At 41.1% G+C, this 21,100-nt stretch carries 29 protein-coding genes; 1 reads left to right on the top strand and 28 read right to left on the bottom strand.

Annotated elements, in window-relative coordinates:
* Positions 1-40: 40 nt before the first annotated feature.
* Genes LS71_RS02785 through LS71_RS02775 form a run of 3 tightly spaced genes read right to left on the bottom strand, consistent with a single transcriptional unit; the run spans position 41 to position 3,161 of the window.
* Positions 41-592: a hypothetical protein gene (locus LS71_RS02785; protein WP_034354752.1), complete on the bottom strand. Its 552-nt coding sequence runs from the start codon at positions 590-592 to the stop codon at positions 41-43.
* Entirely contained in the window at positions 589-1,080 is a 492-nt protein-coding gene (locus LS71_RS02780; protein WP_238700281.1) for a hypothetical protein, read from the bottom strand. Before LS71_RS02780 ends, LS71_RS02785 begins: the two co-directional genes overlap by 4 nt.
* Positions 1,081-1,127: 47 nt before the next feature.
* On the bottom strand, positions 1,128-3,161 hold the full coding sequence (locus LS71_RS02775; protein ID WP_034354755.1) for a phage tail tape measure protein: 2,034 nt from the start codon (positions 3,159-3,161) through the stop codon (positions 1,128-1,130).
* A 65-nt stretch (positions 3,162-3,226) separates the two neighbouring features.
* Here LS71_RS02775 and LS71_RS02770 point away from each other — a divergent pair, with 65 nt between their 5' ends.
* Positions 3,227-3,547 (top strand): hypothetical protein, encoded by a 321-nt coding sequence (locus LS71_RS02770; protein WP_034354758.1) that lies wholly within the window; start codon positions 3,227-3,229, stop codon positions 3,545-3,547.
* Positions 3,548-3,694: 147 nt separating this feature from the next.
* Here the strand turns inward: LS71_RS02770 and LS71_RS02765 are convergent, their stop codons facing one another.
* The 25 genes from LS71_RS02765 to LS71_RS02645 form a co-directional block, all read right to left on the bottom strand.
* Positions 3,695-3,952, bottom strand: a complete 258-nt coding sequence (locus LS71_RS02765) for a phage tail assembly protein (protein ID WP_034354760.1) — start codon at positions 3,950-3,952, stop codon at positions 3,695-3,697.
* Positions 3,953-3,961: 9 nt separating this feature from the next.
* A complete protein-coding gene (locus tag LS71_RS02760) occupies positions 3,962-4,465 on the bottom strand; it encodes a phage major tail tube protein (RefSeq protein WP_034354764.1) in 504 nt (167 codons plus the stop codon).
* Positions 4,466-4,474: 9 nt separating this feature from the next.
* Positions 4,475-5,584, bottom strand: a complete 1,110-nt coding sequence (locus tag LS71_RS02755; RefSeq protein WP_034354766.1) for a phage tail sheath protein — start codon at positions 5,582-5,584, stop codon at positions 4,475-4,477.
* Positions 5,585-5,631: 47 nt separating this feature from the next.
* The gene (locus LS71_RS02750) at positions 5,632-6,117 is read right to left on the bottom strand and encodes a hypothetical protein (protein ID WP_034354770.1); all 486 of its coding nucleotides are present in this window, start codon (positions 6,115-6,117) and stop codon (positions 5,632-5,634) included.
* Complete coding sequence (locus LS71_RS02745) at positions 6,114-6,671, bottom strand: hypothetical protein (protein WP_034354773.1); 558 nt, start codon at positions 6,669-6,671, stop codon at positions 6,114-6,116. Before LS71_RS02745 ends, LS71_RS02750 begins: the two co-directional genes overlap by 4 nt.
* Positions 6,661-6,888, bottom strand: a complete 228-nt coding sequence (locus LS71_RS02740; RefSeq protein ID WP_034354776.1) for a hypothetical protein — start codon at positions 6,886-6,888, stop codon at positions 6,661-6,663. The genes LS71_RS02745 and LS71_RS02740 overlap by 11 nt, the downstream gene beginning before the upstream one ends.
* A complete protein-coding gene (locus LS71_RS02735) occupies positions 6,878-7,183 on the bottom strand; it encodes a hypothetical protein (protein WP_034354778.1) in 306 nt (101 codons plus the stop codon). The genes LS71_RS02740 and LS71_RS02735 overlap by 11 nt, the downstream gene beginning before the upstream one ends.
* A 9-nt stretch (positions 7,184-7,192) precedes the next feature.
* Entirely contained in the window at positions 7,193-7,744 is a 552-nt protein-coding gene (locus tag LS71_RS02730; RefSeq protein ID WP_052058017.1) for a DUF5675 family protein, read from the bottom strand.
* Complete coding sequence (locus LS71_RS02725; protein WP_034354781.1) at positions 7,745-8,305, bottom strand: hypothetical protein; 561 nt, start codon at positions 8,303-8,305, stop codon at positions 7,745-7,747. It abuts the gene before it with no gap.
* An 11-nt stretch (positions 8,306-8,316) separates the two neighbouring features.
* On the bottom strand, positions 8,317-9,825 hold the full coding sequence (locus tag LS71_RS02720; RefSeq protein ID WP_034354784.1) for an RCC1 domain-containing protein: 1,509 nt from the start codon (positions 9,823-9,825) through the stop codon (positions 8,317-8,319).
* A 66-nt stretch (positions 9,826-9,891) separates the two neighbouring features.
* Positions 9,892-10,953, bottom strand: a complete 1,062-nt coding sequence (locus LS71_RS02715) for a hypothetical protein (protein WP_034354787.1) — start codon at positions 10,951-10,953, stop codon at positions 9,892-9,894.
* Positions 10,954-10,969: 16 nt separating this feature from the next.
* Positions 10,970-11,557 carry a phage tail protein gene (locus LS71_RS02710; protein ID WP_034354791.1) on the bottom strand — a complete coding sequence of 196 codons (588 nt, stop codon included), beginning with the start codon at positions 11,555-11,557 and terminating at the stop codon, positions 10,970-10,972.
* Positions 11,554-12,573: a baseplate J/gp47 family protein gene (locus LS71_RS02705; RefSeq protein ID WP_034354794.1), complete on the bottom strand. Its 1,020-nt coding sequence runs from the start codon at positions 12,571-12,573 to the stop codon at positions 11,554-11,556. The genes LS71_RS02710 and LS71_RS02705 overlap by 4 nt, the downstream gene beginning before the upstream one ends.
* A gap of 9 nt (positions 12,574-12,582) precedes the next feature.
* A complete protein-coding gene (locus LS71_RS02700) occupies positions 12,583-12,858 on the bottom strand; it encodes a GPW/gp25 family protein (protein ID WP_034354796.1) in 276 nt (91 codons plus the stop codon).
* A gap of 1 nt (position 12,859) precedes the next feature.
* Complete coding sequence (locus LS71_RS02695) at positions 12,860-13,246, bottom strand: hypothetical protein (protein WP_034354798.1); 387 nt, start codon at positions 13,244-13,246, stop codon at positions 12,860-12,862.
* Positions 13,237-13,521 carry a hypothetical protein gene (locus tag LS71_RS02690; RefSeq protein WP_034354801.1) on the bottom strand — a complete coding sequence of 95 codons (285 nt, stop codon included), beginning with the start codon at positions 13,519-13,521 and terminating at the stop codon, positions 13,237-13,239. The genes LS71_RS02695 and LS71_RS02690 overlap by 10 nt, the downstream gene beginning before the upstream one ends.
* A complete protein-coding gene (locus tag LS71_RS02685) occupies positions 13,521-13,724 on the bottom strand; it encodes a hypothetical protein (RefSeq protein WP_034354804.1) in 204 nt (67 codons plus the stop codon). Before LS71_RS02685 ends, LS71_RS02690 begins: the two co-directional genes overlap by 1 nt.
* Positions 13,725-13,735: 11 nt before the next feature.
* Complete coding sequence (locus LS71_RS02680; protein ID WP_034354807.1) at positions 13,736-15,406, bottom strand: phage major capsid protein; 1,671 nt, start codon at positions 15,404-15,406, stop codon at positions 13,736-13,738.
* A complete protein-coding gene (locus tag LS71_RS02675; RefSeq protein ID WP_238700280.1) occupies positions 15,403-16,791 on the bottom strand; it encodes a phage portal protein in 1,389 nt (462 codons plus the stop codon). Before LS71_RS02675 ends, LS71_RS02680 begins: the two co-directional genes overlap by 4 nt.
* Before the next feature lie 2 nt (positions 16,792-16,793).
* Positions 16,794-17,009, bottom strand: coding sequence for a hypothetical protein (locus LS71_RS02670; protein WP_138109802.1), 216 nt, complete (start codon positions 17,007-17,009; stop codon positions 16,794-16,796).
* A 214-nt stretch (positions 17,010-17,223) separates the two neighbouring features.
* Positions 17,224-17,541, bottom strand: coding sequence for a CCDC90 family protein (locus LS71_RS02665; protein WP_034354813.1), 318 nt, complete (start codon positions 17,539-17,541; stop codon positions 17,224-17,226).
* Positions 17,542-17,917: 376 nt separating this feature from the next.
* Positions 17,918-19,633, bottom strand: coding sequence for a phage terminase large subunit family protein (locus LS71_RS02660; protein WP_052058019.1), 1,716 nt, complete (start codon positions 19,631-19,633; stop codon positions 17,918-17,920).
* Positions 19,630-20,163 (bottom strand): hypothetical protein, encoded by a 534-nt coding sequence (locus LS71_RS02655; RefSeq protein WP_052058021.1) that lies wholly within the window; start codon positions 20,161-20,163, stop codon positions 19,630-19,632. Before LS71_RS02655 ends, LS71_RS02660 begins: the two co-directional genes overlap by 4 nt.
* The gene (locus tag LS71_RS02650) at positions 20,160-20,597 is read right to left on the bottom strand and encodes a hypothetical protein (RefSeq protein ID WP_238700279.1); all 438 of its coding nucleotides are present in this window, start codon (positions 20,595-20,597) and stop codon (positions 20,160-20,162) included. The genes LS71_RS02655 and LS71_RS02650 overlap by 4 nt, the downstream gene beginning before the upstream one ends.
* Before the next feature lie 61 nt (positions 20,598-20,658).
* On the bottom strand, positions 20,659-20,844 hold the full coding sequence (locus LS71_RS02645) for a hypothetical protein (RefSeq protein ID WP_034354818.1): 186 nt from the start codon (positions 20,842-20,844) through the stop codon (positions 20,659-20,661).
* Between the last annotated feature and the right edge of the window lie 256 nt (positions 20,845-21,100).

Raw genomic sequence — 21,100 nt, 5'->3', positions numbered from 1 at the left:
CCCTTTTATTTAAACTTTTACTTGCGCACTTAGAGCAAAACTACTCTTTGCTAAGCTCTTTGGAAAATATTTCGCTTGCAATTTGAGCTAAACGCGGCGTTTTAGAAAGCACAATTTGCGAAAAAGGCTTAGTTTTTAGATAAAAAAGTCCGCTTTCCCTCCTCGCCTCCTTGCGCCCTTTATATGAGGCGACATTTGCCGCACTTGTTTCAAAGCCATGATTGCCACTTATGGAGCGCGTCATCACAAAGCCATTTTTTACATCACTCTTTTTTTGCCCGCGCCGCACAGCAATAAAAGCACCTTTAAAAAATAAATTTTTATCTTTAGCCACTCTCACTTGCACGCCCGCGCGTGTGGCCTTGCGCTTAAAATTATTAATAGAAAGTTTGGTGGTAGATGATTTAATGCTAGATTCTAATTTATCTTTTGCGCGCGTGATTTTGGTGAGCGCGCGAATTTTTTTATGGCTTAAATTTAAATCCTCTTGCACAAGCCGCCTTTGCTCCTTTGCCACTTTGGTGATACTGCGATTTAGTGCATTACGCACACATCTTTGTATATCTTTTTGCGCCTTTGCTATGTCATTCATAGCACCACTCCGCTTATATTAAACACTTTTGTGTGATAAGTGAGATTGCGCATAGAATCTAGCTGCCAAGATTGCGTTTTGCTACTAAAAGTGTCGATTAAAATATGGCGCATTTGTGTGGATTCTAGTGTGGAGAGGCTAAGAGGTTTGCACGCTTTGATTTTATCTATTAGCCCATTAAAATGCTCCAAATGCTCTATAAAAATAGTCGCCTCAAAGCTTATACGCTCCTCATTAGCGCCAATTTTTAAATAATAATTCTTTGAAATACACGCGATTTTGCTCACGCCAAGTTCTAAAATCGTATCTAGTGAGGCGATATTAGTAAAAGTAGTGAAAATATATTTATCAATTTTAATAATTTTCTCATTCTCACGCGGTGAAATGCTGCTTAGAGGCGCATTAAGCGCTTCTTTTTCTAATTTTATTAAATCATCATATCTTTTTTGATTTTTCCTTGCGTTGCTTAAGGCGCGGATATTTATCATGTTTTACCCCTAAAAGTGATGTCAAAGTGTAGCGCGTTTTAGAATCCTTAATCTGCATAAGCGTATGAATTTTGCGTAATGGCTTGAACTACATCATTTGCGTTGGCGCCTGTGGTGATGTTTATGACTTTATTGTCGTTAATTTGGCTTGTTTTGTGCTGCTCATAAAAGGCTTGCGTGTTTGCTTTCTGCGTGTTTATCACCTCATCGCTTAAGCCTTTTGTGCTATAATTTTGGCTCTGCTCCTCTTTATCTGTAATGCCCAAAAAGTCTGTAACAGCGCGCGCGCCATTTATTACTTTATCAATGCCTTTGGAGACAAAGCTAAAAGCTTGAGAAAACCATTCAATAACAGGATTTATCTGCTCTTTTATCCATTCCCACACTGCTACTAATCGCGGCGCGATACTTTCCCAATTTTCCACCACATAGCCAATTGCAATGCCAATAGCAACTATTAAAGCGCCAATGCCTGTGCTTATAAGCGCAGCTTTCACACTAAGCATACTTAGCTTAAACACCCGCGCAAATGTAACGCTTGCCACTCCCCATGCTTTTGTCGCTAGCGCTGCACCTTTGGACACAACAATATAAGCTTTTGTGCTTATGGCGGCAAGCATTGTTTGCATTCGCACCGCAAACAGGGCAATTTTTAGCGGATAAGTGGCTACAGCCCATAGCGCTGTGGCTGCTTTAGCAGCTACCATTATGACCTTTAGCGCAAAAATTGCACTCGCTGCGATGATGATAGTTTTAGTAAGCCACTGGTTTTGTTGTAAAAAGCCTGAAAGCGCATTGCCCATTTTTGCCAAAACCTTAAACATACTTGCCAATGGAGGCAAAAACACATCACCTATAGTTTTTGCAATCTGCGCTATGGAGTTTTCTAGAATCTGCATAGCATTGGCTGTAGTTTTGCTCACCTCATCAAATTCAGCTTGCATAGAGCCGCTGTAGTTATCTTTGCTAGAAACCAAAGCTAGGATTTTCTCAAACTCTTGCATATTTGATGTGATTTGCGCGATTTTTGGCGCGGCTTCTTCGCCAAACATATCTTTTAGAATGCCTATTTTTTCATCTTTATCCGCGCCCTCTATGGATTTTAGCACCTTGAGTATGCCCTCCATAGGATTATTGCTCATAGTGTTTTTAAGCTCACCTGCATTTATGCCTATCTTTTTGAGCGCACCTTGAAAGCGTGCTGTGCCTCCCTCTGCGTTTCCTAAGACATTAAGCATTTTGTTTATTGCTGTGCCTGCTTGCTCGGAGGGGATTTTCATATTTGCAAATGCGCCCGCTAGCCCTGCGGTTTGCTCGCTGGTTAGCCCAATAGTCTTTGCCATACCACCTATGCGCCCAAGTATATCTACCACCTCGCGCGGGCTGCCTGCGCTTTTTGCGCCAATGTAGTTAATCGCATCGCCCAAATCGCGCACAGATTCTATACCTATGCCCATTTTTTTCATTAATCCTGCAATCGTATCGCCTGCCTCTGCAGTGCTCATATCAAAAGCTGTGCTCATTTTTGCCACCACATCTGTGAAAGGGATTAAAATATTTTTATCTAGCCCTAATTGCCCGCCACTTGCGACAATAGCGGTTAAATCTTTTGCCGCTAGCGGTATAGTTTTAGTGAGATTCCAAATTTGATTTTCAAAGCCCTTAAGCTCCTCTTTGCTCTCAAAATCCACCACCTTTTTAACATCTGCCATTGAGCTTTCAAACTCCATAGCCACAGAAATAGGCTTTTGAAACAATCCCTTAAACACGCCATAAATGCCAAGTATTTGATAGCGCATAGAATCTATTTTGGCATTTGCCTCTTTTAAGTCTAAATCTAGCTTTACGCGTGTAGCTTGCGCGAGCTGAGCTTTAATGTGGCTAAGTGTCTCTTGGGGGAGTTTTGGTCCTTGAAGTGCTTTGCCAATTAGATTTTCACTCCTTAAAGCCTGTGTGATGCTTTTAATGCTCGTATCAAGTGCCTTACTTATGCCCTCCCCTGTATCTTTGCTGATTTTATTTATGGCTTGGGTAAGATTATCAAGCTGCGGCGTGAGTTTAATGGTGAGCTGGGTTTGCATAATATCTCCTTTTAAAGTATAATGAATTTTATATCTTTTAAGATTCATATATCAAAGGCTTAAAAATGCATGGAATTTTGGCTACTTTTTTAATCATTATGGCTTTGGGTGTGCTTATGTATGCAGGTGTGGAGGGCGTGCGTGTGTGTGTGGGCATTGTGCGCAACACTTTTAAAGCACTCAAAACTGGAATTGTAACGGGCAGAAATGAAGTAAAATCATACAAAAACACGCCATTTAGTGCGTTTAGTGCATGGCTAGCGCGTGTATGCTTAGGTGCGCTATTAGCTTTGGCTGTAGGAGTGGTGCTGCAAAATATTCATGTATGCGCTGTAGCGTTTGTGTGCTTTATGTGGAGCTTTATTGCGCTAGTGCGCGCGGAGTAGATTGCAGGTTAGTTTCACGCTAGATTCTAGGCATTTGGGCAAATTTTTGCGCAATTTGCACATATTCTTTAAACTCACTCACCCCCATTTGCTCAATATCGCTTTTGCTAAAATGTAGGGCATAGCCAATGAGCGCTATGCCCTCTGCTAGTTTTTTACATCAATCCCCATAAATGCGCTCACTTCGTTAGAGAGCCTCACCCACTCACCTAGCGGCAAGGAATCTAAAAACTCACTTGTAAGCTCGCCCTCACTCATATCAATAAGCAATGCTTTAGCCTGCTCCACCTCATCATTTTTAGCACGTGCGGATTTGAGCTGTAAGAGTGTAGGCTCTTTTAATAGCACAGCTTGCCCATCTCTAAAGGTGAAAGTTTTTTGGCTTTTTTCAAATGTTTTTAGCATACTAGCTCCTTATGTGATATTTTTGCGAATGCTCGCAAACTGGTCGACACCATCTATCATGAAGATAGAATTTTCCACATCATACACAATAAGAGGCATTTTATTCACTTGATAGCTGAAAGTATAAACTGCCATTTCAAAGCTATATTCGACTTCTTTTATCATCTCATAGCTTGGTAGCTCGCCCACTTTTACCACACCACCCATAGTAGCGATAATTTGGGTATCTTTTTGTGTGATGCCCACTGAAGTCATATTCTTTTTGACATACACAACTTTTGGCAGTAGCGTGGAGAGCGGCGCGATAAGCGCGGCATTTATATCGCTAAGCGTGATTTTAGCGCTCATAGGCTTTAGGGAGGGCAACACTTTCTCATATTTGCCTATGCTCGCAGTGGCTTCAATCGTATCATAATCAAGCTTGGGCGGCTCAAAGCTCTTTAAAATCCCTAGACAGCCTATGCCATCTATAAAAACATTCCCGCCTGTAAAGGCTTGCGGTGTGAAAGTCATAAATCCTCCTTAAAGTTCTTTTACTAGCTCTTGGCTGTATTTGGTTACGCGATAGATTTTATTATGCACGCTTGAGATGAGCGGCATTTCTTGCATTTCCTGCTTGATGTAGATTTCACCTTCTGCGATAGCTTCATTAGTGTTTAAATCGCTAGGCAGGGAGATTTCATAGCCCACAAGCACATTATTGGCAATAAGCTTGCGATAGAAAGTATCTAAATCATCTTGGAGCTGCTTAATCATATCTGCTACTTGCTTGTCTATGGCTTCTTTTTGACTTTCAAAGAGTGTATCAATGATAGTGTCAAAAATCACAATAGAGTGCAAAGATTCTAAGCCCAAAGCAGTATCACGCGTATGCCTACCCCACGCGCGTATGCCATTATCGATAAAAATACAGGTAACGCCTATTGCACGCAGTCTGTCTGCCTCGCAATCCTCGCCCTGTAAGTATTCAATCGTATCAATAATGCCTATCACGCCATCGATAACGCGATTTGAATAAGTTTGCGCAAAGCCATAATCGCTGCTTGCCATAATTTTGGCATACAGGGCAATCAAAAACACGCTCGCACCGCGCGTAACTTTATCAATACGCTGCACTTTTTGAAAGCTAATGATAGCTCGGTGCGTTTGGATAGATTCTAATTCCTTTTTGATACCCACCTCATCACTGCTGGTAAGCTCAATAGCATAAATGGCGCGCAAAGATGTGGCAATTTGCTTAAGCTTTTCCCACACGCCGCTTGTGTTATATTCAGGGCAAAGCAAGAATTTAGGCTTTAAGCTTAGCTCCTGCTCGCTTTTTTTAAGCGCAGTGATTGCCGCTATGGCTTTATTTGCATTTTGTGTCTCAATCACTTCTCCCTCTCCTGCATCTTTGCCAAAAGCAGAAATGATGATTTGCGTCTTTAAATTAGTAGCCTGCAGGTCTAAAAGCGCGTTTTTCACGCTCCCCTCACCTACTGCGCCTAAAGCTAGCTCCACATCATTATACACGCTTAAGCCGTTTAGCTTAGTATCATCGCCGATTATGGCGATTGGACGTGAATTATCTATATCATAACTCGTTGGTGAGCTGTTTATAAGCTCGACATTTATTCCATATTTGCTAGGCATTGTTACTCCTTTTAAAAATTTTGTGTGATAAGAAAGCTTTTTTAGCCTTATGGGCTGTTATTTACTTTATAAATCACATCAGGCGGTAATTCTTTGGCGCTATCAAGCAGCTCTTTGGTGTATAAAGAATCTAGCCGCACTTTTAATTCACTATCCGTAATGGAGTTTTTGTCGCGGGTAGCACGCGGAGAGAAAAGCGGCATTCCCTTATTTTGCGTATGTGGTGTGCCTAAACGTACAATTAAAATCGCCTCACTCACGCTTCTTTTATAAATTGGCAGTGCGGTTTCAATAGAGTTATGACAATACGCGCACGCTGTGCCCTGCCATACATCATTGTTTTTTTGCATTTTATAGAGCATAGAGGCTTCTTTAGAATCTGCATTAACTTTCTCAATAATCACGCTTGTATTTGCCATAATCTGCCGCAGCTCATCTTGTGTCTTTTCGATTTTGTGATTTGTGCGCTCAAACATATTGTAAAAAAAATACAAAGCTAACGCAAAAAATGCATACATAAGCCAACTTTTCATTTTTGCTCCTTATGCTGCCCACATGTTTGACAGATGTGCGGCTCTTGTTCTTGTGTTTTTGTGGATTCTTGTATATCAGCAGGTGTTGTGGGCGCAAAAGGCGCGGTTTCTTGTATATTTTGGGTAAAATCTTGCACAGAATCTTGTGTTTGCTCTTTGGCGTATTGTTTATGCAGCGCGCCTATGCTTTTTGGCATTTGCACTTCTTTGTCGCCATAGCGCTCTTGTAGCCATTTATTGACTTCTTTTGAATAGATAATTAAAAGCGTCATAATAACCACCTGCGGCACAGAGGAGAGTAAAAATGCCACAGATAAAGCCGAGTAATCATCATTTGGCACTTTTTCAGGGAGCAGTTCGCTATTAAAAAAGAGCATGATGAGTAAAAAAATCCCCCAGCTTAAAATAAGCTGCACCGCAGTGCTAAGCACGATAAGCCACTTTGGCACAAACACGACTTTGATATGCTGCACAGAAATGGCAATGGCTACGCCAAAAATCCCAGCGCAAAGGGCGATTAATAACTTTTGAAAAAAACTCACGCTATTTTCCATATTCGCCCTTGCAGTATGCCAAATCCTGCTCTAGCCCTTGTGTGTAGATGAGAATTTCTTTTAAAAAGAGCGCGCTTGAGCCTTTATTCACAGGCTTTACTCGCGCTTTTACATCACAATTTGTGGGCAAATAGACTTCTTTATATACCACACTTCTGCTACAGCCGCTAAGGGCAAGAGACAAAATGCACAATATACACACAAAACTAACCCTCATCATACACCCCTAAAGCTTTCTCAAGCTCTTTTAGCTTTGCTTCACAGGTGGGCAGTGTGCGCTCATCGGCAATATGATTAAACTTTGAGCGGATATATTCATTTATAGAATCTAAATCGCAGTGATATGTCTCACTTTGCAAAGCCATATCTTTAATCTGCGCATTTTGCAGCTCTATGGCAGATTGTGCAATTTGATTTTGCAATTCTATGCGCGATTTTTGCGCGTATAAAAGCATATTGGCATACAAAGAGCTTAAAAGCAAAAGGCTTAAAGTAGCAATCACATAAGGCATACTCACTCCTTACTCTGCTAGCTCATTGATGCAGATTTCCACATTTTCTACGCCGACTTTAAGCACAAACTCATAAAATTCCCTCACAGCCTCTGTAGAATTTGTAATGCCCATTTCACTCACGCCCTTGCCTAAAAGTAAGCACGCTTGCGTATCTTTGCCACTATTGCCAATATGCACATAAATAGTGCGATTTTCAAAAGAGGGCAATTCAGGCGTGTAAAGTAAAAGCCCTGCATTTTTAAACCCCCATTTTGTGTAGCGCTCGTGGTATTTAGATTCTACTTTATCACTCCACGCCTCAAATGGGACATTTCTAAAACGCTCGCTTTTTGGCACTGCCACTTTGGTAAAACACCACTTAAGCTTATAGGTGCGCGGCATAATGCGATAGTCTTTGAGCGCTTCATCGCTGCTTTTTGTGCCATTTTCTGCACTATATCCGCTAAAAATGACATTGCCTTGCGCATCTTTAAGCTCGTATGTGCCAATGGTCGTAAGCTCACCCGCGCTGTCTTTTTGGCTAGAAATATGTGTGCGCTTAATGATTAATTGATACATTTATGCTCCTTTTTGCGTATTTTTAGCTTTAATGCCCTCATAATGGGCAAAATCCACTTCGCCCACTGCCTTTATGTCCTCAAGGCTTAAGATGTAATCTTTTAGCGTTCTAAACTGCTCTAAAAGTGCATCTTTTTGCGCGATACGCTCGAGGTTGAGCTGCTTTATTTGCTCTTTTGTATGGAGCTTTTGGCTTTTTTGCTCCTCATTTTCAGCCCGACAGCGAATCTCTACGCTCACACCGCTTAGCTGCGCGTCATTAAGGTTTATTTGGTCGCTTAGCTCGTTGTCATAAAAATGCTTTACTCCTAGCACTTCACTATAAAAATACGCCATTTTGTCGCTAAAAACACGCTCTAAAGCAGCGATTTGCGCACTTTGTGCTGCTTTCAACTGCTGCGCTTGCTTATCGAGCAAATCTTTTGGCAGCACAGCTTTCACAAAGGGTTTTTTGAGATTTTCGCCCTCTATGTAGATATGCTCCAAATCCTCGCCGATATAGGTGTATTCGCCCTGCACGCTTAGAATCTCGCTCTTTTTTAATGTATAAATCTCTCTCATAAAAGCTCCTTTTAAATTTGTGGTTGAAGTGTGTTTGTGGTGATGTTTATGCTGCCATCTAGTGCGCTCCCGCATGCATAAATGCTGTCATTACACAAGATGACAAGATGAGATTCTGCGCCTAGTGTGTAAAGTGCGTAATCTTGCAGCTCATTTGGCAGCACTATTGGCATAAATTCGCGCGTGTTTGTGACATTACCTATGCCTAGTGCTGAATCTGTGTTGTATCCAAAGGCTGTGAGATTGCCGCTTATGAGTTTAACAACTGCGCGCGTGTAGGCATTATCTGCATATTTAAGGCTTTCTACGCCCTCACACGCAATGCTTGCCATAGCATTATTGCCAGCCCTCCCATCGCCATAGCCATAACCACCATAACCAAAGCTCCATAGGCATTTATTACTATCAAGCGCAAAGCAAGTCCCAGCATAACTTGCAGGATAAATATGCGTAATTTTGCTCAAATCATCACCATTTTGCTTTAAGATTCTGATAAAAACGCTTGAATTGGTGGTGTTGGCTTGAGAGAGTTGATTATGCCCATTGTAGCCCGCACCTCTAATGCTCCCGTCCTCTAAAAGGATAAAGCTTGTAGCGTTTGTGCTGTTGATTGAGCCTGCTACTTGCGTGACTTTGGCATTAAAGGTGATTTTGTAGGGAATTTGCAAATTAGTAGTGGAATTATTGCCCAAATTACCGCTTGCATTATGCCCAAACACCCACAAGCTGCCCTCTTTATCAAAGGCAAGCGCATAACCATAGCTACCATTGCTTACAAGCTCAATATCTACAATATCTTTTAAATATGGGCTTTGTGTAAAGGTAGAAGCATTTATGGTGTTCCCTATGCCTAGCTGCCCTTGAGCGTTAGTGCCTGCACCATACACGCGCCCATCTTCGCTTAAAATAAGTGTGCTTTGCACGCCTGTGCTTTGAGATTTGCCGCACACTATCTTTTTTACGCGAAAATCAAGCGAAATTTTAATAGGCACTGGGATATTGTTTGTATCTCCACTGCCCGCGCAACCACTAGTATTTACACCCCATACATAAATAAAATTGCCCTCTTTGGGTAGCGCATAAAAGACATTATGCCCGCCATAGACTTCTATAAACTCAATCTCTTTAGGCAGTGCCACGCGCGTAAAACCGCTAAAATGCGTCCTCCCCGCGCCTGTATTTACATTACTCAAACTATGTCCGCGCATAAGCACATCGCCATATCTTGCGATATTCCCCTCTTTGTCGCGTAAGACCTCCTGCACCATAATGGCGCGATAAAGATGCACATTTTGCAATAATCGATAGGATTTTTTGTATAGATTTGGCGCAGCTTGCTGAATATTTTTAATAAGCTCGCTAGCTTTTGTCTCTAGCACCTGCGTAGTTTGCGCAGTGATAACACTAGAATCTGGCATACTTTCTAAAATGCGCTTTAAATTATCAAGCCGCGCATACAGCTCTTGTGAATCTGTAGCGGGCGTTTGTGTGTCTTGTGTTTGTGTGTCTTGTGTGGGCATTTGCACTCCTTTTGTATGATTTAGGAGTGATTGTAGTGTTTTTAAGAATCATATTTTTAGACTAATTTAATGCCCCCCCCCCACATAATATCCCTCTAGCAAGTGATTGCGATTGACCTCCACGCTTGAAGTGCGCCCATAAATGTTATTATATGAGGCAAGGTTTAGACTTACTGTATCTCTAATGGTTATAATATCAGAATCCGGACCGCTTCTATGCGCTGCACCTGTATTGCGGCTTGCAATTCCCATATAAACATTAGGCAAGCCCTCTTGGAAAAATCCGCCCACTTCTGCAAGATTTTGCGTGCCTTTGAGATATACGCTAGGTTTTGGCAGCCTAAAGTGTCCCTCTGGACAGTCTGCTTGTAAGTTGTGATTAGTGTTTTTAAAATATTTATAAGCAAGCGGATATTTGAGAATACTTAAAATCGCGTGTGGAGGCTTGTAGCCTTGTGGTAATTCATTTCTAAAAAAGAAAGCGTGATGCCCGATTCTCTCCTCCTCTGCTTTATTTTTGTCATATTCGCGCCACCTTTGTGTGTGCAAAAACTGCGCGCGCGCAATCATTGAATCTAACTGCCTTATGGCATAGTTTTCAAAATCTTTTCTACTTTGAATGAGCGGGGTGACTTTCTCCACAAGCGCTGGAATATCCACTTGTGGCGGCTTAATGCTGGCTTTAAAGGCATTAAACTCCTCACGACTTACATAATCGCTACTCACAAAGACCACTTCGCTCACATCGCCTTTTATGGGGAGTTTTATGGTGATTATGCCGCCCACACCCTCGATAAGCACGATTTTTGGTGTAGGAAGTGCGGCGATGACTTCGCTTTGTGTATCTAGCAGTAAAATACCATACATATATCTGTCTGTGTTGATTTGCGTGAGATTAATCTCATAAGTGAGTATGCCCACCTCATCAAAATAGCCCACACTAATAAAATCTGTGTGATACACAAAATCCTTAAACGCACCAAAATCTATATCCTCTGTGTCTAAAAGCTTCTCTAAATCCTCATTTGCTGGATTTTCTAAGCCTACAAGCGCATATTTTTGCACACTTTGGCGCATTTGTGAATTTAAAATCTCAATGCCATGCGTAGTTGGAATGCCCTTTATCATATCTTCTCCTTTAATTTTAGATGTGCAAGTCCCACTTTGCTATGGGATTGCAGTGAATTGTAGCTGCACGCGTGGCTTTTAGGCGCTTTGTGGCGCTAAGAGTAGTGCGCAAATGCGAATGTGCACTGGTATAAATATCAATATATCCTGTTGGCATCTCCACCACGATGCCATTATTGCTATCACGCAAGGGCTTATATTGATTGATAAGCTTTTGAGCTTTTTTGAGATTAACAATACTTGTGCTGTTCGGCTTTACGCGTATTTCAAAGCTGTAAGGCTCGATATTTTCCTGTGTGGCGTGCGTTTGTATTTCTACTTTGCCAAAAATAGGCTCAATCACCTCGCTTATACCTTGATATGTGCCAAGCTTTGATTTTTTTAAAATCGGCTTTTGCAGGAGCTTTAGCGCCATATACGCTGGCTCATCTTTAATGTTTATATCAAATGTGTTAGCAATGAGCTGCATTTGTGTATCGCTGGCGTTTTTGGGATTGTAAAAATAGTGATTTTCCAGCTTAAAATGCGGCTCAATCACATGCGCAAATGCCACATCTAGCGCGTTTAAAAGCGGGCTTATCTGATTATTTAGGCAGCTTTTCATACGCTAGCCTTTGAAATATGTATAGATTCTAGCTCATAGATAGAATCTTGTGCGATTGCCTTAAACGCACTTACTTGCGCATCTAAAATATTGTCATCAATGAAACATAGTGAGATGATTTTATTATGGCTTACTTCCTCGCCAATTTGCACCTGCGCAAAAAAATCACTTATATTTTTGGCAATGCCCTCTTGCAAAAGTGAAAAATTTGCCTCTTTTTCAAGGGTGAGTGTAATATCTAAATTGATTTTGGTGGATTCTATCTTTTGAATGATGATTTTATCTGTGAGCGGCACATTACCTGCTAAATTATCTTTTATAAGCTCGCTTGCACCCTCATTCTCGCCAAAATACACAATTTTTACCACGCCTTTTTCAGGGCTAAAGGCTTTTACTTTGCCCACACCGCTTACTTTTGCATAATGCGTATAGCTCTCCTCACTTCCTGCAGTTGAAAAGCTAGCTAGCGCGTTTTTGAAGCGTGTGCGCAAGGAGCTATCGTCCTCACTAGGCTCATAGATGACAAACTTTGAGAGCATACTTACTTCCTCTATGAGCGGATTTTTTATCTCTAAAATGGTGGTTTGCCACTGGCCCTCCTTATCACCCTGCACAATTACTTCATTTTCACCCGCAGCCAAAGCGTAATCCATAAGCACATACGCGCTTGCACCATCGCTGCTTTTTAGCTTAGTGCCTTTGCTTAAAAATGTGCTATCTTTGCATTTTATTTTAATCTTTGCTTGCGGTAGGCTGCCTTTTGAGCGCGTAAGCCCTAAAAGCGCCACAAGCTCATCTAAATACACGCCGCTTGAGTATTCTAGGTAATTTTGCGCGATAATATAATTTATCTCATCAATCTTAAGCCCTAAGCGATACAAGATGCAAGAAATTAAAATATTATAATCATCGCTCAAAGTAAATTCCACATCATCAATTTGTGTCTTAATATCCTCCAAAATAGCTGCTCGCTCTTTTTCAAAGTCAAGCGGGGTTAAAAATTGAGGCATAATCATTGACAATCCTTAAAGTGCGTTAATTTGCAAGAGAGTATCTTGCGTGGTGATAAAAATATTTAAAATACCCTCCCTTGCCTCTATGCTTATGTCTTTGGCATTTATACGCGGCTCATAGAGTGCGATTTGCTCTAAAATCTCATCTTTGAGCTGCAAAAGCGTGGCTTGGGTTAAGGGTTTATCAATAAAATCTTGGCTTAAGCCCAAATTTGGACACAGCGGCACAGTGTGCTTAGTGGTTTGCAAAATGCGCTTAATATTCTCCTCTATGCTTAGCTGATACATCTTAAGCCCTAAAACTTGGGGTAAAATAGATAAATTCCATTGAAATAACGCTTGAAAACGCTAAAGCGGAGGCGATTTCGCATTTTTGCATAGATATGGTATTTACACTTTTTACGCCGCCTAATTTTTCTAAACTCGCAAGGGCTTTTTCTACAAGCTCGTTGTGGGCTTCGCGCGAAGTGCTAATGAGTTCTATTTCAATTTCTAGCGCGTGCTTCCATGCTTGGCTGCTGGCATGTGAAATCTGCGCATCTTTGGTTTTAACTATCACCACGGGTGCATTTTGTATGTCAATGGTGAAAATATCCTCTAAAAATACCTTTACCTTTGGCAAATCATTTTTAAGATTCTGCAGGATTTTTTGGCTAATTTCCTCTCTTATAAGCATGGGCACTCCTTTAAAAATATTCTTATCATCACGCGGGATTCCATTTGGATTTGATAAATTTGATAGTGCTTTTTATTAAAAATTATCATATCTCCGCTGCTTAAATCCATATTTTGTGCCTTAAGCGCAAGCAGGCTTAGCTCCACTTGCGCAATGGCTTCATCATAAATCACCTTTGTAGAGGTGTTTGAAAGGCACGCACGGGGTCTTTCAAAAGCAATAAATCTTTGTGGCAAAATGCTTAAAATATCCCGCTCAAAGCCCGCAAAAAACATTACTTCACCGCTTTTGCTTTTCTAGCTTTGGCTGCATTCTCTGTGCTTTGGCTAGATTCTGTATTTTCTACGCTTTGTATGGCTCGCATAGCTAAAAGACGCTGAATATAGCCCTCATCTGTGCCTTGTGGCATATCAATAATGCTGCCTTGCGTGCAATGCACCTTGTTAATTTGACAATCATAAAGCACTTTATATTTCATCTTGCACCTCCTTAAGATTTAGCGATGACAAAACCATTAGGGCGCTTAAGCTCTATGCCAATATCATAAAAGCCTGTGAAAACTAAATCTCCCTCATCATCTTTTAGCGCCTGCACTTGTAAATTACCCCAAGTGCCTACAAGCGCATTTTTGAAATCGCCAAAAATAGCGTGATTGTCTTTTATGAGATTATTCATAAAATACTTATAACCCGCAAGGTATGTGGCGCGCTCATTGAGCAGATATTTATCACTATCAGCATCATAGTGCGTGGCTTGCAAATGCACCATTCCTTTGGAATTTGTCGCAAAATGCGTATCGGCAATGGAATAATTTGCCGCACTTAGCTTGCCGCCAAACTCAAGCGTTTTTTTATAGTTGGTATCTGTGAAATAATTCTCAATGCTCTGCACGCCGCTTGTGTTAAAAATACCAGTGATTGGGTCGCTATCGCCACTTCCACCACCATAGAGCAAATCCTCCTCAAGCTTTAAGCGTATGGCAAGCTTTAGCCGCTCGATGATAAAAGACTCTAGTGCAAAAGGCGACATATTAAGCATTTGGCGCGTGATGAGAATCTTAGCCTTAAGCGTGCGCGGGCTTAGTGTGATAGAATCTGCGCTAAGCTTTGAAGTGGTGGTTTTTTCACCCTCTTTTACCCAATACGCCTTTACATCGCTTGTATCGCGCGGGATTCTAAGCGTGCCATTAAGCCCAGTGAGCTTATCGCACAAGCTTAAAATGCTGCTTTGGGCAAAGACTTGCTCTATAAATTTATCCTCTCTGTAATATTCAGGGATAAAGCCAGTGCTTGTGGTATCAATGCTTTTTGTCGCCTCAAAGCGATTTAAAAACGCATTATCAATCACATAGCCATTTACGCCGCTTTGCAGCTCAATTTCTCGGGCATTATCGCCACTTGCCACATTGTGCGCGTAATTTGAAAGGCTAAAGCATAATTGGCGCTCTTTTGGCTCTTTTGACATGCTATTTTGCGTAAAGCTCCCCTCTTGCAACAGTGATTTTGAAAACTCAAAATAACTCATATTTTGCGCAATGGCGCTTAAACCCTTTTCATACTGCTTGCAAGCAAGCGCTAGCTCAATAATGCGCGCAGATTCTTGTGTATCTTGCGCTTGAGACCCTTGTGCGTGTGTGATGTTTTGTTCTTGTGTTGGCATAAAAACTCCTTGTGTGTGTTGTTGTGCAAATTCTTTTATAATGGCATTTGGGTCAGCGCCCTGCCACACCGCCGAAAGCTCCACCACCTCGCCGCTTTTTATAAAATAATGCGGGCAATCATTAAATGGCTCTAGCTCCTCTATGTGAGTTTCGCCAAAGCCCACAGAAACAGAATTGCTAAGCCCTTTTTTATATTTTATAAAGGCGTTTTTAGATTCTTCTATATCTTTATGAAACTGCACTTTTACTTTGATGTCTCCACCCTCTCTTTTAACCTCAATGATGTTGCCTATGGCATTTGCAAAGCTCACATTGTGGTCAAGATAGAAAGTTTTGGCATTAAAAATAACATTGCGCGTATCAATGCTGATATAAAAATCCCCCAAAACTCCAGTGCGCCGAATAAGTGGTTTTTCACTCAAAGCTACAAATGAAATAGTGTAATCACTCTCATTTATGGCTTTTTTGTGCAAATCTATACTAAAGTTTTTAAGATTCATTTTTTCACTCCTTGCAAGGTTTGATTAATGGCTACTTGTTTATACACCTCCTCCTCTTTTTTTAGTTCCTCTAAGTGCGTATCAAGCTCTTTGCCTTTCTCGCGCAGGATTTCCATAAGCGTTTTTTGCCCAGTTTGGAGCGCAATTTTATTGGCACTCATCTCCTTTGCAGGGTCGATATACTCCCAGCCCTGCGCTTTAAAGGTGTAATTATGTAGCGCAGTTTCATATTCTTTTGTATTAATTTGCCCTCTCTTAAGCTCGTTTATAAGCCATTTTTCAAAGATTTTGTTATGCAATTTGCGGATAATAAAATGCTGCATTTTCCTAAACACGCGCCTTTGCTCACTGCCACCATGTCGTATAGAGCTATAATTCACATCACTCAAATCACCAGTAAGCGTAGAATAGCTTATGCCTAAGGATTTTGCCACTTCTCTATCGGTTTGTTTAATGAAAAACTCCATATTTGTGGCATTATGAGCCTCTGTAAATTGCAGCTTTACATTATCATCAAGGTAGTTTATTTTGCCCACCTGCGCTTCTTGTATGATGTGCTTATCTTGTGGCTCTTCATCATTGCCAAACATCTTGCCAGAATCTATGCTAAAGCTCTCCTCCTCCCTTGTAGCAATGGCAGTAATCTCACTTTTTAGGCGTGCGAGCTTTAGCTCTGCGGATTTAAATTTGTCTTTTTGGTAGCAAGGATAAATCACCGCGCTTAAGTGCGTAAGCCCGCGCACTTGGCTTTGAGCGTGTGGCTTAAAGATGTGCAAAATATGCTCCGCGCTTACTTTTTCTACTTTTTTGTCGCTATTTTCTATAAAATAAAAAATGGGCGTGCCTTTTGCATCAAATTGTATACCCTGCTTAATATTTTTGACCTCATCATTAATATTTGTGTCGATATTTTCAGGCTCAATAAGCGTGAGTTTTAGCCCTGCCTCACTCTCACTCACATATAAAAAGCACTCGCCATCGCGCACAAGATAAAGCAGGCTTAAAGATTCTATATTCCAAAAGTCCAGATTCTGTGCTTGGCTCTGCTCACGCCACAATGTCCATAGCGTTTCTATTTTTTTATTTAACGCCGCATTTGGGCTATGTAAATCCAAAATAATCCCATTATCACCAAAAATCTCCGCTTCTAGCGTTTGAAAATATCCATTGATAATGGGATTGCTCACACTAAGCGCACGGGCTTGATTGCGCAGCTGTGCAATGTGTGTGTCAAAAGATGAGCTAAGAGCTAAATTTAGTAGCTCGCTTCGCTCTAAAAGGCTAGGGTTAAGGCTTGGAGCGGCATAATAACGCTTTGTTTGTCGCTCTGTGCCTTTTTTGAAAAAAGGAGCAAAGATAATAAAAGGATTGAGCTTTTTAAGCACGCCTAGCCTCCAAAGACGAATTGCACACTTTTTGGTTTGGTCTTTGCAACTAAAGATTGCTTAATCTTGCCTAACTCCTCTAAAAGCTCAAAAGAGGATTTGCGCTTGATTTTAATGCCGTCCATTTCCCATTCTGTAATGTCATTTCCATTGCGAATTTGGGCTAAGACTTCATTTATCGCCTCATCAATTAGCGTAATTTGCTCTCTTGCGTTCAAAGATACTCCTTTAAAAAGCGTGTATGGCATTCTAGCTTTTATAAGAATCACTTTTTGCGCTACTTTTTTTGCGGGAGTTATGAAAATGTTCAAATGGTGCGGCGAGAGATGCGTGCCTATGCAAAAGCGCACTAAAAATGCTTTAAAAACATGTAGTGTTAGGGGTTTGGCAAAATGGTGGGAATAAAAGGGGACAGAGTAAGAGCGTGACTTTTTATAGCAGCTTTATTAACGCCACGATAAGCCCTGCGCAAGCAAACTGCACACCAATAAGCCATTTTATAATCTCGGTCTTATTTTTGTGTATTTCAACCTTTAAACTAAGCTCGCTCTCGCGGATAGCATAGCTTACAAAATCTTTGGTAGCAAGCTTAGTTTCTAGATGCTGCTCTATATTTGCTTCAGCTTCTTGGAGTGCAGCCTCAACGAGATTTAAAAACTCCTCTTTCTCAATTTTGTGTTTATGCTCAATTTTATCCCATAGAGAGAAAATAGCTAGCTCAAAGGATTTACTAAAATGCATTGCACTCATAACCTGCTCCTTTCGCACCATTTAAGCAAAAAGTGGCTTAATATCTGCTAATTTTATCTTTTGCCTTTAAAAATGCAAAGCGTAGCTAAGTGTTTAAAAAAGGGGGAGGGGTAAATATGATAGAATATATGTGAGGTTGCACTTAAAAGAGGTGGCAGCCTCCTTTAAGTTGCGCCTCCAATCCAAAAGAAAGGAGGTTGCTTTATGATAAGACTTGCGATGTGCATTATACTACTTTGTATCATTGTAGTCAAGTGTAGCTAAAACCACGCCTAGCACTCTAACAAGCGGTGCTAGGCAGTCTTATCAAACCTCTCTAGCTTGTTTTTTATATTTACTTTAAATTGCACAAAATAGCGCGCATTACCGCGGTACCTTATCTTTGCGTAATCTTTTGAATATCTAGCCTATCAAGCTTTAAAAGCTTTGCGCCAGCAAGACAAAGCACAGATAAGTCCAATCCCTCATTACGCTCGCGTATCTTTTCCCACCTGTGTGTGAGATAGCCACTTGCTGTTTTAACTTTTACAAGCTTTTCTGCGGTAAGCTGTGAGAAATACTCTAGCGTATAGCTCTGCGCGTAATGGCAATACCCTGCGCCTTTATCTTTAATGCGCAAAAGCCTAAAAATCTCGCTCTTTCCCTCATAAGTGCCTATGCTAAAAAGCCTAACTCCCGCTTCTACTTTCTTACTTGCGCCTATAAATTCTTTTTTGCGCTCGCTCTCGCTTGCTCCCTTAGTCGCAAAAAACCTCGAATCAAGCCGCACAAGAGAATAAACGCGCTCTTTATTATAACCGCTATCAATAAGACAGATGCTGCTTCTTAATTTGCGCCCACTTGTGGTATAAAATACATTTTTTAGCTCCTTATACGCACGCTGCCACACATCGCTTTGCTGCGTGTTACCCATAAGCATAATGTGCGCAATCCCCCAGTTTTCAAAGCCAAGCCCCCACCCTTTAAACTCAATTTCTATCCTATCGCCTTGAATATCCACCCCCGCTGTGATAAAAATAATATCATCAGGCAGTGTTGTTGGCGTGTAATCCTCTCTGCGATTATACAGCTCACTATCCTCAAACTTCACACTGGGCGGCTCAAAGCTCTGTGCCTTTATGGTATTTACAAACACTTGAAACTTCGCTGGATTATCTTTAGAATCTAAAAAATCTTTTACAATATCGCGCAGCGTAAAAAATGGTGAATAAAGTGCGTTAAGATGAAAGCCTATTTTTAGATTTTCGCCCTCTTTGGTCGCGCGCCACTCTCCAGTATTCACAGCTTTATTTTTTTCTATCTCACTCCACAGCGCGCCACACTCCACGCAGGCATATCGCACAGAATCTAAATCATGCGTCCCATCTTCTTTTTGCTCCCATTTGATAAATTCAAAACTTAAAACCTGCATAAAACCACAATGCGGACAAGGCACAAAATATTTGCGCTTATCGCTTAGCTCATATTCTGCCTCAATCACGCTGTGTCCTTTGATTGTGGGTGTGCTTACTTTGATTATCTTTCTATCATAATAAGTATTAGTGCGCTTTTGGGCTAAATCAATGCTGTGCCCCTCTTTAGTATTCTCGCACCTATCTACCTCATCAACAATCAGCACTTTTATGGGCTTACTTGCTAGCTTACTTGGGCTGTTACTCCCTACAAGCGCGAGATTACCGCCCTTAAAGTTTTTAATCAAAATAGTATTATTGGATTCTCTGTCATAAATTAAATTGCCTAGCTCCTTGCAGTCCCTAAACATAGGCGTTAATCGCCGCTTTGAATAATCCTCCGCCATATCCTCTGTGGGCAAAAGAAATAAAATAGTGCTAGGATTTTGGTGGATATAATAGCCAATAGTGTTATTTAAAATCTCGCTTTTGCCCAGTTGCGACGCCCACATCAGTATAATTTCGCGGTTTTTCTCATCGCTAATAGCACGCATTGGCTCAATTTGATAGCTTAGCGCCTCAAATCTCCCAAAAAGCGCGCTAGATTCTTGGCTTAAGATTCTATATCTCGCGCTCCATTCATATAAATCAAGCTTTGGTTTTATAAAAATATTTTTAGCAAAGATAGCTCTTAGCTTCATTCTTGCCCTTGTGTGTGAGAGTGTTCTTTGTTACTTTGTGCTAAATCCTGCTGTGATTCTCTTTTAAGCTTAGATTCTAATTCCAGCGCTAAATTAGTGTAGATGTTGGGGTCTTTAAGCTCTTTTAGCGTATTTTCAATCTGCGCATTTAAATCCGCATAGATTTTACTTGATAATTTATGCTTGCGCTGCAGAATTTGTGGCAGTGCGTAGAGCTTATTACTCACCACTATGGCAATATCCTCCAGCTCCCGCGCGATATGCTCCAGTGGCAGCAGCAAACCCATACGCTCTTTATACTGCAGCTCTTTGAGTTTTGCCTCTGCTAGCTCTTTGCGCGCACGTATTTTGCCCAAATCACTACTACTTGCCTCCAAATCTATCTTGTAAATGGTGTAGCTTTGTATGTTTTTAGCCGCGTCCCACGCGTTTTTATCCTCTTTGCTTAAAATGCCTGCTTTTTCTAAATTATAAATATGCCGCTCGGTTAAGCCCAAAAGCTCGCCTAGCTCCGCAGTGGTAACAATCATTTTGCCGCTTTCACTTTCAAACTTACATCAGCGTGCGGCGCACCTGTAAAAGCGCACACGCAAGCGCCTGTTACCACACCCAGCGCACCCTCCCCGCCAAGCTCGATAGAATCTGCCTCAATTTTAGCACTTGTGCATTTGATGTTAAGCTCTTTTAGGCTCTTAATCTCAATCACGCCATTTTTGTAAGAAATGCTTGTGCCGTCCTCGTATGTGATAACTTCGCTTTGCGTATCAATTTGGCTTTGCAAACTTGTTGGTAAAATCGAGCCTAGCACAAAGCCTAGTTTGCCTAGCTTAAACAAAACTACTACCTCATCAACTTGCGGCGGTGTGAAATGCGTTTTAAATCCGCTCGCTGTCTGTAAATATGGCACAAAATCGCTTTGCGTGTCGGTGTATTGCACCTTTACAAGCGCGCCTTTAACTTCCACTATAGTGCCTAAATAGATTCGTGCTTCTCCATGCATGATGTTCCTTTATTATTTAATCATCTTATTTAATCGTACCCACCTGCGCGCTAGGACTGCCCTTTGTCTCCACAAGCGCATTAGTTTGAATGTGTGTAACAATGGCTGTGCTTAAAGATTCTATAAAATCTTTATTTGCCTGCGTCTCCTCAAAGCCTTTTGCTTGAATGAGCATAAGTATTTCTTGTGCAAGTTTTTTAGAATCTAACATATAAACTCCTTATATGAAATGCCTATTTTGCGGATTTCATATAGGATTTTAGTATTTTTAAGAATCACAAAATTTACAAAATGCAATCACACAAAATCACATATTTGCTTACTTATCCCCGACCAATCACAAAGGATAATAAATCTCCAAATAACGCATTTTGCGCTTTTTTATTAGATTCTATATGAATATGAAATGCCCAAATCTTCCTCAAAAATCCCCCAAAATCGCGGTCGCCAACCGCAAAGTGGGATTT

The sequence above is a fragment of the Helicobacter jaachi genome (assembly GCF_000763135.2).
GTDB classification, from domain to species: domain Bacteria; phylum Campylobacterota; class Campylobacteria; order Campylobacterales; family Helicobacteraceae; genus Helicobacter_C; species Helicobacter_C jaachi.
The sequence above is the reverse complement of the archived record's forward strand: the minus strand, read 5'-3'. Positions and strand labels throughout refer to the sequence as shown.

Coding starts and splice junctions, on each gene's coding strand:
- LS71_RS02785 (WP_034354752.1), bottom strand. CDS start 592: ATGAATGACATAGCAAAGGCGCAAAAAGATATACAAAGATGTGTGCGT.
- LS71_RS02780 (WP_238700281.1), bottom strand. CDS start 1,080: ATGATAAATATCCGCGCCTTAAGCAACGCAAGGAAAAATCAAAAAAGA.
- LS71_RS02775 (WP_034354755.1), bottom strand. CDS start 3,161: ATGCAAACCCAGCTCACCATTAAACTCACGCCGCAGCTTGATAATCTT.
- LS71_RS02770 (WP_034354758.1), top strand. CDS start 3,227: ATGCATGGAATTTTGGCTACTTTTTTAATCATTATGGCTTTGGGTGTG.
- LS71_RS02765 (WP_034354760.1), bottom strand. CDS start 3,952: ATGCTAAAAACATTTGAAAAAAGCCAAAAAACTTTCACCTTTAGAGAT.
- LS71_RS02760 (WP_034354764.1), bottom strand. CDS start 4,465: ATGACTTTCACACCGCAAGCCTTTACAGGCGGGAATGTTTTTATAGAT.
- LS71_RS02755 (WP_034354766.1), bottom strand. CDS start 5,584: ATGCCTAGCAAATATGGAATAAATGTCGAGCTTATAAACAGCTCACCA.
- LS71_RS02750 (WP_034354770.1), bottom strand. CDS start 6,117: ATGAAAAGTTGGCTTATGTATGCATTTTTTGCGTTAGCTTTGTATTTT.
- LS71_RS02745 (WP_034354773.1), bottom strand. CDS start 6,671: ATGGAAAATAGCGTGAGTTTTTTTCAAAAGTTATTAATCGCCCTTTGC.
- LS71_RS02740 (WP_034354776.1), bottom strand. CDS start 6,888: ATGAGGGTTAGTTTTGTGTGTATATTGTGCATTTTGTCTCTTGCCCTT.
- LS71_RS02735 (WP_034354778.1), bottom strand. CDS start 7,183: ATGCCTTATGTGATTGCTACTTTAAGCCTTTTGCTTTTAAGCTCTTTG.
- LS71_RS02730 (WP_052058017.1), bottom strand. CDS start 7,744: ATGTATCAATTAATCATTAAGCGCACACATATTTCTAGCCAAAAAGAC.
- LS71_RS02725 (WP_034354781.1), bottom strand. CDS start 8,305: ATGAGAGAGATTTATACATTAAAAAAGAGCGAGATTCTAAGCGTGCAG.
- LS71_RS02720 (WP_034354784.1), bottom strand. CDS start 9,825: ATGCCCACACAAGACACACAAACACAAGACACACAAACGCCCGCTACA.
- LS71_RS02715 (WP_034354787.1), bottom strand. CDS start 10,953: ATGATAAAGGGCATTCCAACTACGCATGGCATTGAGATTTTAAATTCA.
- LS71_RS02710 (WP_034354791.1), bottom strand. CDS start 11,557: ATGAAAAGCTGCCTAAATAATCAGATAAGCCCGCTTTTAAACGCGCTA.
- LS71_RS02705 (WP_034354794.1), bottom strand. CDS start 12,573: ATGATTATGCCTCAATTTTTAACCCCGCTTGACTTTGAAAAAGAGCGA.
- LS71_RS02700 (WP_034354796.1), bottom strand. CDS start 12,858: ATGTATCAGCTAAGCATAGAGGAGAATATTAAGCGCATTTTGCAAACC.
- LS71_RS02695 (WP_034354798.1), bottom strand. CDS start 13,246: ATGCTTATAAGAGAGGAAATTAGCCAAAAAATCCTGCAGAATCTTAAA.
- LS71_RS02690 (WP_034354801.1), bottom strand. CDS start 13,521: ATGTTTTTTGCGGGCTTTGAGCGGGATATTTTAAGCATTTTGCCACAA.
- LS71_RS02685 (WP_034354804.1), bottom strand. CDS start 13,724: ATGAAATATAAAGTGCTTTATGATTGTCAAATTAACAAGGTGCATTGC.
- LS71_RS02680 (WP_034354807.1), bottom strand. CDS start 15,406: ATGAATCTTAAAAACTTTAGTATAGATTTGCACAAAAAAGCCATAAAT.
- LS71_RS02665 (WP_034354813.1), bottom strand. CDS start 17,541: ATGAGTGCAATGCATTTTAGTAAATCCTTTGAGCTAGCTATTTTCTCT.
- LS71_RS02660 (WP_052058019.1), bottom strand. CDS start 19,633: ATGAAGCTAAGAGCTATCTTTGCTAAAAATATTTTTATAAAACCAAAG.
- LS71_RS02655 (WP_052058021.1), bottom strand. CDS start 20,163: ATGATTGTTACCACTGCGGAGCTAGGCGAGCTTTTGGGCTTAACCGAG.
- LS71_RS02645 (WP_034354818.1), bottom strand. CDS start 20,844: ATGTTAGATTCTAAAAAACTTGCACAAGAAATACTTATGCTCATTCAA.